Origin of the sequence: Pseudomonas sp. 06C 126 (assembly GCF_001855215.1) — a bacterium.
In the GTDB taxonomy this organism is placed as follows: Bacteria; Pseudomonadota; Gammaproteobacteria; order Pseudomonadales; family Pseudomonadaceae; genus Aquipseudomonas; species Aquipseudomonas proteolytica.
In genome coordinates this window covers 1-18777 of record NZ_MIFU01000113.1, presented here as the reverse complement: position 1 = coordinate 18777, position 18777 = coordinate 1, and the positions used below count along the sequence as shown (strand labels likewise).

The 18777-nt window shown below is 61.0% G+C and carries 12 protein-coding genes; 5 read left to right on the top strand and 7 right to left on the bottom strand.

Going from position 1 to position 18777, the window contains the following annotated elements:
- Positions 1 to 214 precede the first annotated feature (214 nt).
- From BHC62_RS22365 to BHC62_RS22350, 4 genes are all read right to left on the bottom strand, one after another.
- Entirely contained in the window at positions 215 to 1225 is a 1011-nt protein-coding gene (locus BHC62_RS22365; protein WP_029295932.1) for a class 1 fructose-bisphosphatase, read from the bottom strand.
- Between the two features lie 112 nt (positions 1226 to 1337).
- Entirely contained in the window at positions 1338 to 2675 is a 1338-nt protein-coding gene (locus tag BHC62_RS22360) for a DUF3999 domain-containing protein (RefSeq protein WP_070996195.1), read from the bottom strand.
- Positions 2675 to 5746: a DUF2339 domain-containing protein gene (locus BHC62_RS22355; protein ID WP_070996194.1), complete on the bottom strand. Its 3072-nt coding sequence runs from the start codon at positions 5744 to 5746 to the stop codon at positions 2675 to 2677. Before BHC62_RS22355 ends, BHC62_RS22360 begins: the two co-directional genes overlap by 1 nt.
- Positions 5747 to 5977: 231 nt before the next feature.
- Positions 5978 to 8428 (bottom strand): glycogen/starch/alpha-glucan phosphorylase, encoded by a 2451-nt coding sequence (locus BHC62_RS22350; RefSeq protein WP_029295924.1) that lies wholly within the window; start codon positions 8426 to 8428, stop codon positions 5978 to 5980.
- 240 nt (positions 8429 to 8668) lie between these two features.
- Here BHC62_RS22350 and BHC62_RS22345 point away from each other — a divergent pair, with 240 nt between their 5' ends.
- Complete coding sequence (locus BHC62_RS22345; RefSeq protein WP_029295922.1) at positions 8669 to 9103, top strand: YkgJ family cysteine cluster protein; 435 nt, start codon at positions 8669 to 8671, stop codon at positions 9101 to 9103.
- Positions 9104 to 9296: 193 nt separating this feature from the next.
- Here the strand turns inward: BHC62_RS22345 and typA are convergent, their stop codons facing one another.
- Entirely contained in the window at positions 9297 to 11117 is a 1821-nt protein-coding gene (gene typA, locus BHC62_RS22340; protein WP_070996193.1) for a translational GTPase TypA, read from the bottom strand.
- Positions 11118 to 11256: 139 nt separating this feature from the next.
- Positions 11257 to 12711 (bottom strand): tRNA uracil 4-sulfurtransferase ThiI, encoded by a 1455-nt coding sequence (gene thiI, locus BHC62_RS22335; protein WP_070996192.1) that lies wholly within the window; start codon positions 12709 to 12711, stop codon positions 11257 to 11259.
- Between the two features lie 333 nt (positions 12712 to 13044).
- Between thiI and glnA the strand changes: the two genes are divergently transcribed.
- The 3 genes from glnA to ntrC all read left to right on the top strand — a co-directional run bounded on the left by glnA (position 13045) and on the right by ntrC (position 17431).
- Positions 13045 to 14451 (top strand): glutamate--ammonia ligase, encoded by a 1407-nt coding sequence (glnA, locus tag BHC62_RS22330; protein ID WP_029295916.1) that lies wholly within the window; start codon positions 13045 to 13047, stop codon positions 14449 to 14451.
- A gap of 461 nt (positions 14452 to 14912) precedes the next feature.
- The gene (gene glnL / locus BHC62_RS22325; RefSeq protein WP_029295914.1) at positions 14913 to 15998 is read left to right on the top strand and encodes a nitrogen regulation protein NR(II); all 1086 of its coding nucleotides are present in this window, start codon (positions 14913 to 14915) and stop codon (positions 15996 to 15998) included.
- The gene (ntrC, locus tag BHC62_RS22320) at positions 15995 to 17431 is read left to right on the top strand and encodes a nitrogen regulation protein NR(I) (protein ID WP_029295912.1); all 1437 of its coding nucleotides are present in this window, start codon (positions 15995 to 15997) and stop codon (positions 17429 to 17431) included. Before glnL ends, ntrC begins: the two co-directional genes overlap by 4 nt.
- Before the next feature lie 426 nt (positions 17432 to 17857).
- Here ntrC and BHC62_RS22315 read toward each other — a convergent pair whose 3' ends face one another.
- Entirely contained in the window at positions 17858 to 18298 is a 441-nt protein-coding gene (locus tag BHC62_RS22315) for a hypothetical protein (RefSeq protein ID WP_029295911.1), read from the bottom strand.
- Here BHC62_RS22315 and BHC62_RS22310 point away from each other — a divergent pair.
- The gene (locus BHC62_RS22310; protein ID WP_029295910.1) at positions 18297 to 18752 is read left to right on the top strand and encodes a tRNA (cytidine(34)-2'-O)-methyltransferase; all 456 of its coding nucleotides are present in this window, start codon (positions 18297 to 18299) and stop codon (positions 18750 to 18752) included. The two genes, BHC62_RS22315 and BHC62_RS22310, sit on opposite strands and share 2 nt — an antisense overlap.
- Positions 18753 to 18777 lie beyond the last annotated feature (25 nt).

Below are 18777 nucleotides of genomic sequence, written 5' to 3'. Positions count from 1 at the left end.
ACTTGGACGCGGCAAGAGCCGCATCCAAGCTTCAAATGTGTAAACGATGTCCCCGGTTTCAGATGTAAAGGATGTCTACGGTTCTACACCCCCGCTGGGGTGCGAAGCAGCCCCAATAAAGCCACTGAGTACTTTCAGGTAAAACGAGTGGGTGGGTTTGGGGGCTGCTTCGCAGCCCAGCGGGGGACAAGCCCCCTCGCCACAGGGGGTAGCATTAACCTTTGTGGTAACCGGTCACGCGCGCCACTTCTTCCTTGGAGCCCAGGAACACCGCCACACGCTGGTGCAGGCCTTCAGGCTGGATGTCGAGGATGCGCTGGTGACCGTCGGTGGAAGCACCGCCAGCTTGTTCGACCAGGAACGACATCGGGTTGGCTTCGTACATCAGGCGCAGTTTGCCCGGTTTGGACGGCTCGCGGCTGTCGCGTGGGTACATGAACAGGCCACCACGGGTCAGGATGCGGTGTACGTCGGCAACCATCGCGGCGACCCAACGCATGTTGAAGTTTTTCTTCAACGGACCTTCTTCACCTTCCATCAACTCGTTGACGTAGCGCTTGACCGGTTCTTCCCAGTGGCGCTGGTTGGACATGTTGATCGCAAATTCCTGGGTCGAGGCAGGAATGGAGATGTCTTCGTGGGTCAGCACGAAGCTGCCCATTTCACGGTCCAGGGTAAAGCCCTTGACGCCATCGCCCAGGGTCAGCACCAGCATGGTCTGCGGGCCGTAGATCGCATAACCGGCGGCGACCTGCTCGGTGCCTGGCTGCAGGAAGGCCTTTTCGTTCAGGGCTTCGTTCTGGCTCAGGTATTCGTTCGGGCAACGCAGTACGGAGAAGATGGTGCCGACTGGCGCGTTGATGTCGATGTTCGACGAGCCGTCCAGCGGGTCGAATACCAGCAGGTACGCGCCTTTAGGGTATTTGCCCGGGATCTGGTAGGCGTTGTCCATTTCTTCGGACGCCATGCCGGCCAGGTGACCGCCCCATTCGTTGGCTTCGAGCAGGATTTCGTTGGAAATCACGTCGAGCTTCTTCTGCACTTCGCCTTGCACGTTTTCAGTGCCCATGCTGCCCAGGACGCCGCCCAGCGCGCCCTTGGACACGGCGTGGCTGATTTCCTTGCAAGCACGCGCCACCACTTCGATCAGGAAGCGCAGATCGGCAGGGGTGTTGTTGCTGCGGGTCTGCTCAATCAAATAGCGACTCAGGGTAACGCGGGACATGGACGGCTCCGGAGAATGGGGGGGCTAAAAACCCGCGCAGTTTAGCGCGAGTCGGGGCGCATTTCCTCCTATCAGACGAGATAACCCTGACAGAGTTCATGCAGGCCCCGGCTCAGGGCCTGGCCGGCGGCTTGCGCAACAGACTGTAGGCCATGCCCCCGAGTGCCGCTACGCCCAGCAGCAATACGGCCCACAGGCCGATTGTCTGCCAAGGCATACCTGCGACATTTGGTGCGGCCGGCGGATTGGCGCGCCACTCGCCATCGACCCTGGCCTGGCCCAACGCCGCGAGGCGCTGCGGCTGATAATCGGGAATCAGGGTGGTCAACGGCAGGTTCGCCGCCTTGGCCGACGGGTTGCCCAGCGCCAGGGTAAACGGCGGTTCGCCCCGCGCCAGGAACACCACCTGCGTGGCCCGCACGGCGAAACTCAACCCCGGCGCCTGCGGCCCCAGGCCACCGCCCCGCTCGTCTACGTCCAGCTTGAGTTGGCGGACCGGGTAACCCGGCAACTGCAATTGATCCTGGGTGATCTCTTGCCCGTTCTGCGGCAATCGGTAGAGCAAACCGCGGCTTAACGGCTGCCATGCCTGCTTGCTGTCCTGGCGCCCGGCAAGACCCACCGGGGCCAGGCTGTTGGGCTGGCGTAACTCGATGCGCACCCGCTCGATATTCAACACCCCGGGCAGCTGCCAGCTGTATTGCCCCGCTTCAAGGGAGCTGCCGGCCAATGGCTCGGACCACACCAGCGGCAACGGCAGGCTGCTGGTGCTCTGCACTTCAATGGAGGTCAACTCGGGCGCGGCCTGGCCTTGCCATAACAGGCGCAGGTAACGCGCCGGTTGCCCCGGCAAGGCCACTTCACGCAGTTCAACCCGATCATCGGCAAACGCCAGGCGCGCCAACTGCCCTTCGCCCCAGGAGCGCCAGTGCTGCAAATCGTCACTGGCTTCGATGCTGAAACGCTGGAAACCGTCGTGCTCGGCGGACCAGTCGAGGATCAGCTTTTGCAACGGCGCCTTGATGGCACTGGCATCGAGCAACCAGCCGCGTCGCACCTGCGCGCCGGCCGGCACTTCGCTGGACGGCTGCACCTGCACCAGGGTGCCCGTGGCACTCGATTGCACGCGCACGCTGGGCGCGCTGTCACTGGTGTTGTCGGCGGCGTACAGCGGGAAGCCCTTCAGCCTCGCCAGGTTTTTTGCGCTGGCGGCCGACTGACGCACCAATGCATACGCCTGCGGCTCACCGGCGGCGTTGAACACCCGCAGGTCACTGAGATCGGCCTGGCGGGCGCTCAGTTGCACCGCCAGCGGCAACTCCAAGCGATACCAGGGCCCTTCGCCGCTGATCGCCAGCGGCACTTGGGCGGTGAAGTCGGCGGGGGCTTCTGCGGCCCATACCGATAGCGCGGTGCACAGGCCCACCAGGGCAATACTCAGTTTGCCGATCAAGAGGAAGCTCCTTGGGTTTGAACCTCGGGTTCAACGCGTTTGGGCGGCAACGGGGCAAAATAACCCACCACCAGCAACAGCCCGCCCACGCCGATAAACGACACAATCCGCTCCAGCCCGCCACGGTTGCTCAGCTCGACGAGGAACAACTTGGCGACCACCACGCCAATCAGCACCGCGCCGACCAGCCACACCTCCCGGCGATTGCGCAGATGACCACCGATCATCAGGCCCAGGGCAATCAGGGTCCAGACAATCGACAATCCGGCCTGCACCAGCATGGAGTCGAGCAACGCATCCAGATGAAACGGTACGCCGCCCCAGTGGTGCGCCGTGCGCATCACCAATGCGGTGAAAAAGGCGAACAGCGAAACCCCGGCAACCCCCTGGGCAATCCAGGGGGTGCGGCCGCCCAGTTGCGGCGCCGCGCTGCGTGTCCACAGGTACACACCCAGCAGCGCAAACAGCAGGCCAAGGTCCAAGGGGTTGAGCAATGGCATGTAGGGCAACGGCTTGGCGGTACCGTCGCTGAAAATATTGGCCAGCCAGAACCACACCAGCATCAGCGCGGCCAACGGCAGCGCGGCCAGCAGGCGGTATTCGCGTGGATAAGCAGAAACTGGCCACGGCCATTGGCGCGGTGCAGCGACGGCTATCAGGTACAGGCTGGGGAAAATCGCCCAGCCCAGCCAGCGCCAGGCGTTGTATTGCACCGAGAGCACCAGCAGGCCGTAGCGCAACTCCAGGGCCAGCATGCCGATCAGCATCCAGCAGCCCAGCACGTGGGCGACACGCAGGGCCTTGGCCGCCGCCAAGTCTGCCAAGTAACGCAGCGCGATAAAATGCACGGCGAACACCGCAATCCAGGCCAGCCAGCCCAATTCGGCCGCCGGGTGGTAATAGCGATGCAACGACACCAACAGCACCAGCGCCGCCGCTGGCATCAACAACAGGCAGAGGGTCCCGAGCGCAGCCCAACGCAGACGCAACGCCAGCAACATCCACAGCGCCGCGCTGGCCGCTGCCGCGGCCAACAGAAAGGTGGCTTGCAGCTCCGGCGGGGTAAAGCGCAGCAATTCGTGGTTGAGCGCCAACACCCACCACGCAGCGCCCCACGCCAGCAGGCCGTGGGATAGGTGGGGCAATTTGAGCCGTTGGCCACTGCCCTGCAAACGCCAGGCACCGACAAACGCAGCCAACCCGACCAGCATCGGCGCCCAGAAACCGATATGACGCAACGCCGGCAGCTCCTCGGTGCCCCAGGACGTCAACGTGAGCAATGCCCCCGCCAGCACTTGCACGCCGAGCGCGCAGAACAGGACCGTGCGCGAAGCGATATGCAGGCCGACAAACACGCTGACCAGCCCTGCAAGCGCCCAGCTGATCGCGGTGCCCTGCTCGGCCAGCAGCAACGGTGCCAGCAGATACACAAACCCCAAGCCCAGGCCCGCCAGGACCGGCAAGCCCTTGCGCTCCCACTGGCTGATCTGCCCATGCGCAGCCTTGCGCAGTTGGTGGAAGCTGAACAGCAACGCCACGCCGAGCAACAACGCGCCCAGCGCCGCCCCTTCCAGCAGCGTGTGCTGGCCCACGTCCAACTCACTGAGAAAGGCCAGCGCCGAGCCCAGTTGCAACAACAGGCCAAATGCGCGCGCCAACAACCGCTGCTGGCGCAGGCCGAGCCAGAGAATCCCCGCGCCTTCCACCGCCCAAGCTGCGGCGGTCCAGCGCGCATCCAGGCCCAGGGGGATCGCCAGGCTGGCGAAGATCACGCCCAGGGCCAGGCAGGTTTCGCCCAGCAATACGGTGCGCCCGCCACTGAGCACACGCGCCAGCGCCATATAAATGATCCCCAACGCCAACGCGCTGAATGCCGGAGCAAATGCCAGGTGCTGCACCAGGGTGAACTGCAAGCCAAACGCCACAAGCGGTGGCCCGAACAGCAGGCCGCCATCCACATAATCCCCCTTGGCCGCCGACCAGCGCAGCAGTGCACCACGGCTGTCATCGGCCGGGGCGTCGGGCATTTCCAGGAGTTTGCGCCGCGCAAACAACAGGCCGATGGCCAGGTACATCAGGAAAAACACAATCAGGAACGGCTCGGTACTCCACAGCAACTCCGGCGTGTAGGAGCGGATGCCCCAGGCAAAGCCGATGCCGAAGGTGCCGGCAAAACCAATCACATTGAGCAGGCGCCAGGCCTTGAACCAGGCAATGGCGAGGATGCCGACGTTGAGCAAGGTGAAGTAGCTGAACAGCGCCACATGGCTGCCCTCGCCGGTGGACGCCAGGATCGGCGCGGCGAAACCGCCCAGGGCGGCGGCGCAGGCCAGGCCGATGGCGTCCTGGGTAATAGCGAGGATCGCCGAAAACAGCGTCACAGCCACCAGCAGGCCGAGCGCCGCGCCGGGGTCGAGCAAAGGGTGCAGACGCATGGCGGCGAATACCGTCAGGTACAACACGGCGATGCCGGTGCCTTGCAGGATCAGCGCGTAATTGCCGTTACGCGCGCGCAGCCACCAGCCCAGGCCCAGTAAACCCAGGGCGCAGGCGGCGACACCGGCGTAGCGCAACTCGATGGGCACCACCATGCCTTCGGTGGCATAGCGCAGCAAAAATGCGAGGCCAAGGAACAGCAGCACCACGCCAACCCGCAGCACGGTGTTGCCACCCAGCAGCCAGTTGCGCGCACCCTGGATGGCCCGTTCGATCAGGTTGGGGCTACGGGGGATCTGGGGTTCAGCTTCGCGTGCAGCAGCGGCCGGCTTCCACAGGTCGTCCGGCAGCGGCGGGCTGGGTTCGGCAGCAGAGGTGGGTTGCAGTTCGGCGGGCAGTTCCCAGACCAGTTCTGGGGCGGGCGCGGGTTCGACCATGGGCGGCTCGACCTGCGGCGGCTTTTCCAGCATCGCCAGGCGTTGCTCCAGAGCCTTCAAGGCGCTGCCAAGGTTCGATAGACGAATGGCTTGGCCAATCCCCAAACCCAGGAGCGCGCCGAAAGCTGCGTCACTGAACGACTCATCCAGCGCCCAGCCGAGCACCAGGCCAATGAGCATGAACATCCATTGCATGGTCGAGATCCCTAAGCAGCCCGAAGCGGGCGTAACCGACGCTCAGTATATCGACACAATCCCAATGTGGGACCTGGCTTGTGTAGGACCTGGTTTGTGTAGGAGCTGGCTTGTGTGGGAGCTGGCTTGCCTGCGATAGCATCCCCTCGGTGTCACTGATACACCGAGGCGCCTGTATCGCAGGCAAGCCAGCTCCTACACAAGCCGCTCCTAAAGGGGGTTCTGCGGGGTCTAGTCCAAGGCTTTCCAGATCTCGGTGGCGTATTCCCGGATGGTTCGGTCTGACGAGAACCAACCCGTGCGCGCAGTATTGAGCACCGCCGAACGCCACCACTCCCTGGTGTCGTGCCAATGGGCTTCGACCCGCGCCTGGGCGTCCCAGTAGGCGTCAAAATCGGCGCACACCAGGAACCGGTCATAGGCGATCAACGAGTCGATCAACCCCACATAGCGCCCCGGATCGTCCGGCGAGAACACCCCGCCACGAATCGCCTGCAGCACGTCGTTCAAGCGGTGGGATGCGGCGATATCAGGGCCGGCATTGAATTCACCGGCCTGTTTACGCGCTTCCACCTGCTCGGCGCTGAGGCCGAAAATAAACATGTGCTCGCCGCCGATACGCTCATGCATCTCCACATTGGCGCCATCCATGGTGCCGATGGTCAGCGCGCCATTGAGGCCGAACTTCATGTTGCTGGTGCCCGAGGCCTCAAACCCGGCGGTGGAGATCTGCTCCGACAGGTCCGCCGCCGGGATGATGTTTTCGGCGAGGCTGACGTTGTAGTTGGGCAGGAACACGACCTTGAGCAAGCCGCGCACCGTGGGGTCGTTGTTCACCGTACGGGCGATGTCGTTGGTCAGCTTGATGATCAGCTTGGCCTGGTGATAACTGGCCGCCGCCTTGCCGGCGAAGATCTTCACCCGCGGCACCCAATCCACTTCGGGTTCGGCGCGAATCGCCTGGTACAGGGCGACCGTGTGCAGCAGGTTCAGCAATTGGCGCTTGTACTCGTGGATACGCTTGACCTGCACATCGAACATCGCCGCCGGGTTGACCGAAATTCCCAGGCGCTCGTGGATGATATCGGCCAGCACCCGCTTGCTGTGCAGGCGCTGCTCGGCGAAGGCTTTGCGAAAGGCGTCTTTCTCGGCGAAGGTTTCCAGCTCCACCAGGCGCTGTTCCATGTTGTCGAGAATGTCCGGCCCCAGGGCCTCCACCAGCATCGCGGTGAGCTTGGGGTTGGCCTGGAACAGCCAGCGGCGGAAGGTAATGCCGTTGGTCTTGTTGTTGATACGCTCGGGGTAGAGCTTGTGCAGTTCGGAAAACACCGTGCTGCGCATCAGCTGCGTATGCAATCCCGAGACGCCATTGACGCTGTGGGACCCCAGGAACGCCAGGTTGCCCATGCGCACGCGGCGCCCGTTGTCTTCTTCGATCAGCGAGACAGCGCGCAGGACGTCGAAGTCGTGAATGCCCTTGGCCCGCAGCGAATCAATGTGCTGGGCATTGATCAGATAAATGATCTGCATGTGCCGGGGCAGCATGCGTTCCATCAGGCCCACCGGCCAGGTTTCCAGGGCTTCGGGGAGCAGGGTGTGGTTGGTGTAGGACAGCGTTTCGACGGTGACCTGCCAGGCCGCATCCCAGGCAATATCGTGCAGGTCGACCAATTGGCGCATCAACTCGGCCACGGCGATGGACGGGTGCGTGTCGTTGAGCTGGATGGCCGCGTGCTCGCCCAGGCTCAGGACCGAACCGTGCATGTTTTTGTGGCGGCGCAGCAGGTCTTGCAGGGAGGCCGAGACGAAGAAATATTCCTGGCGCAGGCGCAATTCCTGCCCTGCTTCGGTGCTGTCGGCCGGGTAAAGCACCCTTGAGATGCTTTCGGCACGGGCCACTTCGGCAACGGCGCCCAAATGGTCACCGGCGTTGAAGCGCTCCAAGTGCAGGTCTTCGACGGCCCGCGCACGCCACAGGCGCAAGGTGTTCACACTGGCGCCACGCCAGCCGACCACCGGGGTGTCGTAGGCTACGGCGCGCACGGTTTCATTGGGCGACCAGACCTGGATCGACTTGCCGGACGCATCCAGCACAGTCTCGACGCTGCCGCCAAAGCCGATCGGGTAGATCACCTCGGCGCGCTCGAACTCCCAGGGGTTGCCGAAATCCAGCCAGCGTTCGGTCTGCTCCTGCTGCCAGCCATCGACAATCGCCTGGCGAAACAGACCGTGTTCGTAACGAATGCCATAGCCATGGCCGGCAATGCCCAGGGTCGACATGCTTTCCATAAAGCACGCGGCCAGGCGCCCCAGGCCCCCGTTGCCCAGGGCCGCATCGGGCTCCAGCAGGCGAATGCGCTCCAGGTCCACACCCAACTCGCCAAGGGCTTCGCGCGCCACCTCCAGCAGGCCGAGGTTGCTCAGGCTGTCAAACAGCAAACGACCGATCAAGAATTCCAGGGACAGGTAATACACCCGCTTCTGCCCACGCCGGTAGATACGCCGGGTGTGGTCCATCCAGTGGTCGACCATGTGGTCGCGCGCCGCCAGGGCAATGGCTTCGAACCAATCGTGGTCAAAGGCGTGATCGGGATCCTTGCCCACCGCATAAGTGAGTTTGGTCAAGACAGCATCGCGAAACGCGGCTACCTCTGCTTCTCGTACAAGCGGTTCCTGAGACATCGGTGCGACCTCGGGCGAGATAGAAGAAGGGAAATCCTAGAGCCTAGACGGTCTGACCCATGGCATGGCTGACGGTTCGGCAGTTTTTTCACTCATTCACGCATGCAGGTTTTAGATGCAGGGGCCGTGCCCGTTTGAGACGGGCGGGAGCCTTTGAGCCGAAATCCGCAAAATATTGTTCAAAAAATCACCAATCCCGGTATGATCGCGCGCCCGGACAAAGCCCCTCTTGGAAACCTGATGAAGCCTCAACTGATCGCCGCCGCGGAACTCGACCGTCTCGAAACGTGGCAGAAATACTCCAGCCACATGTGCGGCGGCTGCACGTCCAACTGCTGCACCCTGCCGGTTGAGGTGAAGATCAAGGATTTGATCCGCATTGGCATCGTCGACGAATTCGAGCGTGGCGACCCGCCGAAGAACATCGCCAAGCGCTTGCAGAAGGAAGGCATCGTCGAGCGTTTCAACTCCAAGTCCGAGATCTTTACCCTGCAGCGCATGAGCAACAACGATTGCCTGTACCTGGATCGTAAGACGCGCTTCTGCACTATTTATGACAAGCGCCCGGATACCTGCCGCAATCACCCGAAGATCGGGCCACGGCCGGGGTATTGCGCGTACAAGCCCAAGGAAGTGGTGCGCGAGACCAAGTTCAAGACCCTCGACAAGTTCTGATCCGGATTTTGCAGGGCTCTTGAGGGCCCCATCGCAGGCAAGCCAGCTCCCACAGTTTGATTTGTGAACACCCTCAAATGTGGGAGCTGGCTTGCCTGCGATGGGGCCGGCAAACCACCACAAAATCTACAGGCATAAAAAAACGCCCCCGGCCTTTCGACCGGGGGCGTTTTTATTCAGCCGGAACTAAGTATCAGTTCTTGGCCTTTTTGGCAGCGCGGGTACGCTCGCCTTCGTCCAGGATCTTCTTACGAAGACGGATGGACTTCGGCGTCACTTCGCACAGCTCGTCGTCCTGGATGAATTCCAGAGCCTGTTCCAGGGTGAAGCGAACAGGTGGAACCAGGGCGATGGTTTCGTCTTTACCCGAAGCACGCATGTTGTCGAGCTTCTTGCCTTTGGTTGGGTTGACGCCCATGTCGTTGTCACGGCTGTTCAGACCAACGATCTGGCCGTTGTAGATCTCTTGACCGTGTTCAACGAACAGCTTGCCACGCGCCTGGAGGGTTTCCAGGGAGTAGGTCAGTGCCTTGCCGGTTTCTACCGATACCAGAACACCGTTCTGACGGCCGGACATGTCGCCGGACTTCATGGTGTCGTAGCGATCGAAGATCGAGGTCAGGATGCCAGCACCGTTGGTCAGGGTCAGGAACTGGTTACGGAAACCGATCAGACCACGAGCAGGGATGTTGTATTCCAGACGCACACGGCCTTTGCCATCCGGCACCATGTTGGTCAGGTCGCCCTTACGCAGGCCCATCTCTTCCATGACCTTGCCCTGGGATTCTTCAGGGGTGTCGATGGTGACGTTTTCGAACGGTTCCTGCTTCACGCCGTCAACAACACGGATGATCACTTCCGGACGGCCAACGCCCATTTCGAAGCCTTCGCGACGCATGGTTTCGATCAGTACCGAGAGGTGCAGCTCACCACGGCCGGAAACCTTGAACTTGTCAGCCGAGTCGCCTTCTTCAACGCGCAGTGCAACGTTGTACAGCAGCTCTTTGTCCAGACGTTCCTTGATGTTACGGGAAGTCACGAACTTGCCTTCTTTACCGCAGAAAGGCGAGTCGTTTACCTGGAAGGTCATGGAAACGGTTGGCTCGTCAACGGTCAACGGCACCATTGCTTCAACTGTGTCCGGGTGGCACAGGGTGTCGGAGATGAACAGCGAGTCCATACCGCTGATGCACACGATGTCGCCTGCAGCAGCTTCTTCAACGTCAATACGGTGCAGACCGTGGTGACCCATCAGCTTCAGGATACGACCGTTACGCTTCTTGCCGGTGGCGTCGATAGCCACGACCGGAGTGTTCGGCTTGACGCGACCACGAGCGATACGGCCAACGCCGATAACACCCAGGAAGCTGTTGTAGTCCAGTGCCGAGATTTGCATCTGGAACGGACCGTCACGGTCGACTTTCGGCGCAGGTACGTTGTCGACGATCGACTGGTACAGCGGGGTCATGTCTTCAGCCATGTCGGTGTGTTCCAGACCGGCAATGCCGTTCAGGGCCGAGGCGTAGACGACTTTGAAGTCCAGCTGTTCTTCGGTGGCACCGAGGTTGTCGAACAGGTCGAAGATCTGGTCCAGAACCCAGTCCGGACGCGCGCCTGGACGGTCAACCTTGTTGATCACCACGATTGGACGCAGGCCGGCTTCGAAAGCCTTCTTGGTCACGAAACGGGTTTGCGGCATAGGGCCGTCTTGAGCGTCAACCAGCAGCAGAACGGAGTCAACCATCGACATTACACGTTCAACTTCGCCGCCGAAGTCGGCGTGGCCCGGGGTATCCACGATGTTGATGTGGTAGCCGTTCCAGTTGATGGCAGTGTTTTTTGCCAGGATGGTAATACCGCGCTCTTTTTCCTGGTCGTTGGAGTCCATCACGCGCTCGTCGTTGAGCTCGTTGCGCTCCAGGGTGCCGGATTGACGCAGGAGTTTGTCTACCAGGGTGGTTTTACCATGGTCAACGTGAGCAATGATGGCGATGTTACGTAGATTTTCGATCACTTGTGTATCTCGATCAGAGGATTCGGTGTGCTGACAGGTCGTGGCAGCGATTAACAGTAGAGTCAGGCCTTGCCGTTACAGCTTGACGGCAGAGTCGGGGGGCCGGTGACGCAGGCCACAGGCAAACAGCCCCGGGCTCTTAGCTCGGTCGATAAACGCGCACATTGGCATATCCCTCACTGAGCAAATGGTGGGCATGCAGGCGACTCATCACGCCTTTGTCGCAATACAGCAGGTACTGACGGCTGTTATCCAGTTCCTTGAAACGCGCGTTCAGTGCATAGAACGGCAACGCTTGCACGTCGATGCCAGCGATTTCCAGCGGCTCGTCTTCAGCGGCATCCGGGTGACGGATGTCGATGACAATCTGACCGGCCAGGGCTTCGCTGACTTCTTCGATCTGTACGTCCTGGCCCAGTTCGTCGATGACTCGATCGATCGGCACCAGTTTGGCGTTCTCGAGCGCTCGCTCCAGAATCGCCATGTCGAATTCTTTCTCTTCATGCTCCACGCGATAGCGCTTGGCATGGGTCTTGGGGTTCACCGAGATGACCCCGCAGTACTCTGGCATGTGCTTGGCGAAATCAGCGGTGCCGATTTCGTTGGCCAGGTCGATGATGTCCTGCTTGTGGCTGGCGATCAGCGGGCGCAATACCAGCTTGTCGGTCACGCAGTCGATCACGGACAGGTTCGGCAACGTCTGGCTGGAGACCTGGGAAATCGCCTCGCCGGTCACCAGCGCTTCGATTTGCAGGCGGTCGGCGATTTTCGACGCTGCGCGCAACATCATACGCTTCAATACGACGCCCATATGACCGTTATCGACTTTTCCGAGAATTTCTCCCAGGACTTCCTCGAACGGTACGCTGACAAACAGCACGCGCTGGGAGCTGCCGTACTTCTTCCAGATATAGTGCGCAACTTCCATCACGCCCAATTCGTGTGCACGCCCGCCCAGGTTAAAGAAGCAGAAGTGGCTCATCAGGCCCCGGCGCATGATCTGGTAGGCCGCCACGGTAGAGTCGAAACCGCCGGACATCAGCACCAGGGTCTGTTCCAGCGCACCCAGCGGGTAGCCACCGATGCTGTTGTGCTGGCTGTGGATCACAAACAACCGTTGGTCGCGAATTTCGATGCGCACTTCGATTTGCGGCTCTTTCAGCGAGATTCCTGCGGCCCCACACTCGCGACGCAGCTTGCTGCCGACGTATTTCTCGACATCCATGGAGCTGAACGGGTGCTTGCCCGCACGCTTGCAGCGCACCGAAAAAATCTTGCCTTCAAGGCTGGTGCCAAAGTGCAGTTTGCATTTTTGCGTGATGTCGTCGAAGTCGCCCAGCGGGTACTCGTCGACCTGCAGGAAATGCGCGATGCCCGGCATGCAGCTCAGGCGTTCGGTCATATCTTTCAAGGCTTTAGGGTCGCTGACGCGGGTTTCCAGCTCGAGATTGTCCCACACACCGTTCACCACCACGGCCGGGTCCAGGTCACGGAGCACGGCGCGGATATTCTTGGCCAATTGACGGATGAAACGCATCCGTACCGGTCGGCTCTTGATGGTGATCTCGGGGAAGACTTTAACGATTAATTTCATGGAAACAGCGCGCGCAGGGCCAGCCGAAAAAGGGGGGCGCGGATTATAGCGGAAATCGCTCAAGGTTTGACCAGTTAATATACAAACGGCACGCAACGCACCAAAGAGGTGCATTTACAGGCAGTTACGCTACATTGCAGTGCGCGATTTTTGCCATTTCGACGATTTGCACCTTTATAGGGGCCATTTTGAGGCAAAAAACCCATGTCGGGGCACTGGCATGCAATTTGCTCTCTTGTGAGGCAGGTTGCCATGGCGGACTATCCGCGCCGGCATCACCCACATTCTAAGGGCTACTCCACTACCCCAGCCCGAAGCCACCCGGAGGACACTATGTCGAAGTCGGTTCAACTCATCAAAGATCATGACGTTAAATGGATTGATCTGCGCTTCACGGACACCAAAGGCACTCAGCACCACGTGACCATGCCGGCTCGCGACGCGCTGGATGACGCCTTCTTCGAAGAAGGCAAAATGTTCGACGGCTCCTCCATCGCTGGCTGGAAAGGCATCGAAGCCTCCGACATGATCCTGATGCCGGACGACTCCACCGCCGTACTCGACCCGTTCACCGAAGAGCCAACCCTGATCATCGTCTGCGACGTGATCGAGCCTTCGACCATGCAGGGCTACGACCGCGACCCACGTGCGATCGCCAAGCGTGCCGAGGAATACCTGAAGTCCACCGGTATCGGTGACACCGTATTCGTGGGTCCTGAGCCTGAGTTCTTCATCTTTGACCAGGTGAAGTTCAAGTCCGACATCTCCGGCTCCATGTTCAAGATCTTCTCCGACCAGGGTTCGTGGATGTCCGACCAGGACGTGGAAGGCGGCAACCATGGCCACCGTCCAGGCGTCAAAGGCGGCTACTTCCCAGTACCACCGTTCGACCACGACCACGAAATCCGTACCTCCATGTGCAACGCCATGGAAGACATGGGCCTGGTCATCGAAGTTCACCACCACGAAGTGGCGACTGCCGGCCAGAACGAAATCGGTGTGAAGTTCAACACCCTGGTTGCCAAGGCTGACGAAGTACAGACCCTCAAGTACTGCGTACACAACGTGGCAGTGGCCTACGGCCGTACCGCTACCTTCATGCCTAAGCCACTGTACGGCGATAACGGTTCGGGCATGCACGTTCACCTGTCCATCGCCAAAGATGGCAAGAACACCTTCGCTGGCGAAGGTTATGCCGGCCTGTCCGACACCGCCCTGTACTTCATCGGCGGCATCATCAAGCACGGTAAGGCCCTGAACGGCTTCACCAACCCGTCGACCAACTCCTACAAGCGTCTGGTCCCAGGTTTTGAAGCACCGGTGATGCTGGCCTACTCGGCTCGCAACCGTTCCGCTTCGATCCGTATTCCTTACGTGTCCAGCCCTCGCGCTCGCCGTATCGAAGCACGCTTCCCGGATCCAGCAGCCAACCCGTACCTGGGTTTTGCTGCACTGCTGATGGCTGGCCTGGACGGCATCCAGAACAAGATCCACCCAGGCGACGCCGCCGACAAAAACTTGTACGACCTGCCGCCTGAAGAGGCCAAGGAAATCCCACAAGTGTGCGGCAGCCTGAAAGAAGCCCTGGAAGAGCTGGACAAGGGCCGTGCGTTCCTGACCAAAGGCGGCGTGTTCAGCGACGACTTCATCGATGCCTACATCGCCCTGAAAAGCGAAGAAGAAATCAAGGTCCGCACCTTCGTACACCCACTGGAATACGAGCTGTACTACAGCTGCTGATCCGGTAGCGCTGCTCAACGCGGCGTGACAAAAAGGCCTCCTTCGGGAGGTCTTTTTTTTGCCTGAAACAATGACTCTCCACCTTTGCAAACCCCATCAAAACTGTGGGAGCTGGCTTGCCTGCGATAGCGGTGGTTCAGTCAGTCGTGATGTGACAGATACACCGCTATCGCAGGCAAGCCAGCTCCTACAGTTTGATTGGTGCTTCCAGGAAATAGTTGATCGCTGAACAGAATGCCGGGATTCGCACTATATTGGTGCGATAGGTTGCACCCATGCCCGCCGGCCAGCCCATTTTGGGTCGATATCTCCCGAGCAAGCTGGCAGAGCGCCATAGTTTCGCGCCTAAAGCCCCTATTTCAGGGCTTTTACGCTTCTTTTCGGAGCCTTGGTTTGGTTTTTGCATTTTCCTGGTATCAGCGTGAGCCTCAAGCCCACGCCTTGCTCCAAAAGAGGTCCTAATGACCATCAGCGACGCACTGCACCGCTTGCTACTCGACAACCTGACCACCGCGACCATCCTGCTCAATGCCGAACTGCGCCTTGAGTACATGAACCCCGCGGCGGAGATGCTCCTGGCCATCAGCGGCCAGCGCAGCCATGGGCAATTTATCAGCGAGCTGTTCACCGAGTCCGCCGAGGCCTTGAGTTCCTTGCGCCAGGCCGTGGAGCAGGCCCACCCGTTCACCAAGCGCGAAGCGATGCTCACGGCCCTCACCGGCCAGACCCTGACCGTGGACTATGCGGTAACACCGATCCTGAGCCACGGCGCCACCTTGCTGCTGCTGGAGGTGCATCCCCGCGATCGCCTGCTGCGCATCACCAAGGAAGAGGCGCAGTTGTCCAAGCAGGAAACCAGCAAGATGCTGGTACGCGGCCTGGCCCATGAGATCAAGAACCCCCTGGGCGGGATTCGCGGCGCCGCACAGTTGTTGGCCCGCGAGCTGCCGGATGAGCACCTCAAGGACTACACCAACGTCATCATCGAGGAAGCCGACCGCCTGCGCAACCTTGTGGACCGCATGCTGGGTTCCAACAAACTGCCGTCGCTGGCGATGACCAACGTGCATGAAGTGCTCGAGCGCGTCTGCCAGTTGGTGGAGGCCGAAAGCCAGGGCTGCATCACCCTGGTGCGCGACTATGACCCGAGCATCCCCGACGTATTGATCGACCGCGAGCAGATGATCCAGGCGGTGCTCAATATCGTGCGCAACGCCATGCAGGCCATCAGCAGCCAGAACGAGCTGCGCCTGGGCCGTATCAGCCTGCGCACCCGCGCCTTGCGCCAGTTCACCATTGGCCACGTACGCCATCGCCTGGTGACCAAGGTCGAGATCATCGACAACGGCCCGGGTATCCCGGCCGAACTGCAAGAAACCATTTTCTTCCCGATGGTCAGCGGCCGCCCGGACGGTACCGGGCTGGGCCTGGCCATTACCCAGAACATCATCAGCCAGCACCAGGGCCTGATCGAATGTGAAAGCCATCCCGGCCACACGACCTTTTCGATCTTTCTGCCACTGGAACAAGGAGCCCCATCGACATGAGCCGTAGTGAAACTGTCTGGATCGTCGATGACGACCGTTCCATCCGCTGGGTCCTGGAGAAAGCCTTGCAACAGGAAGGCATGACCACCCAGAGCTTCGACAGCGCCGACGGGGTGATGAGCCGCCTGGCGCGCCAGCAGCCCGATGTGATCATCTCCGACATCCGCATGCCCGGCGCCAGCGGCCTGGACTTGCTGGCGCGGATCCGCGAGCAGCACCCGCGCTTGCCGGTGATCATCATGACCGCGCACTCGGACCTGGACAGCGCTGTCGCGTCCTATCAAGGCGGCGCCTTCGAGTACCTGCCCAAGCCGTTCGACGTCGATGAGGCGGTGGCGTTGGTCAAGCGCGCCAACCAGCACGCCCAGGAGCAGCAAGGCCAGGCCGTGGAGCCGACCCTGACGCGCACCCCGGAAATCATCGGTGAAGCGCCGGCGATGCAGGAAGTGTTTCGCGCCATCGGGCGCTTGAGCCATTCCAACATCACCGTGCTGATCAACGGTGAGTCCGGCACCGGTAAAGAGCTGGTCGCCCATGCCCTGCACCGCCACAGCCCACGGGCCGCCTCGCCGTTCATCGCTCTGAACATGGCGGCGATCCCCAAGGACTTGATGGAATCGGAGCTGTTCGGCCATGAGAAAGGCGCGTTTACCGGCGCCGCCAACCTGCGTCGCGGCCGGTTTGAACAGGCCGACGGCGGCACCCTGTTTCTCGATGAAATCGGCGATATGCCGGCCGACACCCAGACCCGACTGTTGCGGGTGCTGGCAGACGGTGAGTTCTATCGCGTCGGCGGCCATACGCCGGTCAAGGTCGATGTACGGATCATCGCCGCGACCCACCAGAACCTGGAAACCCTGGTGCACGCCGGCAAGTTCCGCGAGGACTTGTTCCACCGCCTCAACGTGATCCGCATCCACATCCCGCGGATGTCGGACCGCCGCGAAGACATCCCGACCCTGGCCCGCCACTTCCTCAGCCGCGCCGCCCAGGAGTTGGCGGTAGAGCCCAAGCTGCTGAAGACGGAAACCGAGGAATACCTGAAAAACCTGCCGTGGCCGGGCAACGTGCGCCAGTTGGAGAATACCTGCCGCTGGATCACGGTGATGGCGTCCGGGCGCGAAGTGCATATCAGCGACCTGCCGCCGGAGCTGTTGAGCCTGCCGCAGGATTCAGCGCCCGTGACCAACTGGGAACAGGCCCTGCGCCAATGGGCCGACCAAGCCTTGGCTCGCGGCCAGTCGAGCCTGCTGGACAGCGCCGTGCCGACCTTTGAGCGGATCATGATCGAGACGGCCCTCAAGCACACCGCTGGCCGCCGGCGTGACGCCGCCGTACTGCTGGGCTGGGGTCGTAACACCTTGACCCGCAAGATCAAGGAATTGGGGATGAAGGTGGATGGCGGGGATGATGATGAGGGTGAAGAGGGCTGAACAAAGCCCTCCAGCACACGGATGACCTAATGTGGATGAGGGCTTGTGTGGGAGCTGGCTTGCCTGCGATTGCATCACCTCGGTATCTCTGAAAGACCGAGGTGCCCGCATCGCAGGCAAGCCAGCTCCCACATTTGTTTGGTGTGCACCGCTTCAACGCACCATGAACCGCTATCGCGCACGAACTCCAGGCCGCTTTCAAAAAACTCTGAACCCTGAAAACGCCAAAGCCCCGTAATCCGGGGCTTTGCGCTTTATAAAAGAATTTTCCTAGACAAATTCACCATTCTGGCACGCCCCCTGCAATACCTCTGGTACTACCCAGTTTCGGGGACCTTGGTACAGGCAGGCCGAGAATCCCCTCTTTAATTCGAGCTTCAAACCGTTTTGGGAGCCCTGGTACAGGCAGGCCGGGAACTCCCTCTTTTATTGCTCCAGGAGATGGATCTCCAGTCGCCAGCGGTCATCGACCGCCTTGCCCGACCATTCCCCGCGCAGCGGCCGTGCCGCCACCAGGTTCAACAGCAAGCCGCCATCGGTCTTGCGCACCCGCCAGTTCACATCCTTGTCATTGACCTTCAATTGCCCCGCCTGCGCATGGCCCTGGGCGTCGAACAGCAGCGCCACGGTGCCGTCGATATGCTCGCCGTGCAACTTCGGTTCGTTGTTGAACCACACCACCAGCCCATCGGTGGCGGGCTCGACCTGCAGCAAGGCCGTCGGGTCCGGGGTGGTCAGGCGACCAATCATCAAGCCCACCATCAGACCGACAATCGCCAGCGAACCCAGGACTCTGGGCAATAGCTGCGGCCTGGGGTCGTCTTCAGGGGTAGAATGCGCTGCATCTTTATCTTCGGAGCCGTGCATGTTTCACGTCATCCTTTTTCAACCAGAAATTCCGCCGAACACCGGCAACGTTATCAGGCTGTGCGCCAACAGTGGCTGCCACCTGCATTTGATCGAGCCGCTGGGCTTCGAGATGGACGACAAGCGCCTGCGTCGCGCCGGCCTGGACTATCACGAATACGCCACCCTGCAGCGTCACGCCGACCTCGCCAGTTGCCTGGAAAGCCTGGGCCATCCACGGCTGTTTGCGTTCACCACCAAAGGTTCGCGGCCGTTTCATGATGCCAGCTTTGCCGAGGGTGATGCCTTCCTGTTCGGCCCGGAAAGCCGTGGCCTGCCGGCAGACGTACTCGACGCCCTGCCCGATGGCCAGCGCTTGCGCCTGCCGATGCGTGAAGGCTGCCGCAGCCTGAACCTGTCCAACACCGTGGCCGTCGCCGTCTACGAAGGCTGGCGCCAGCTCGGTTTCAAATAGCCCCCAAAACCAAATGTGGGAGCGG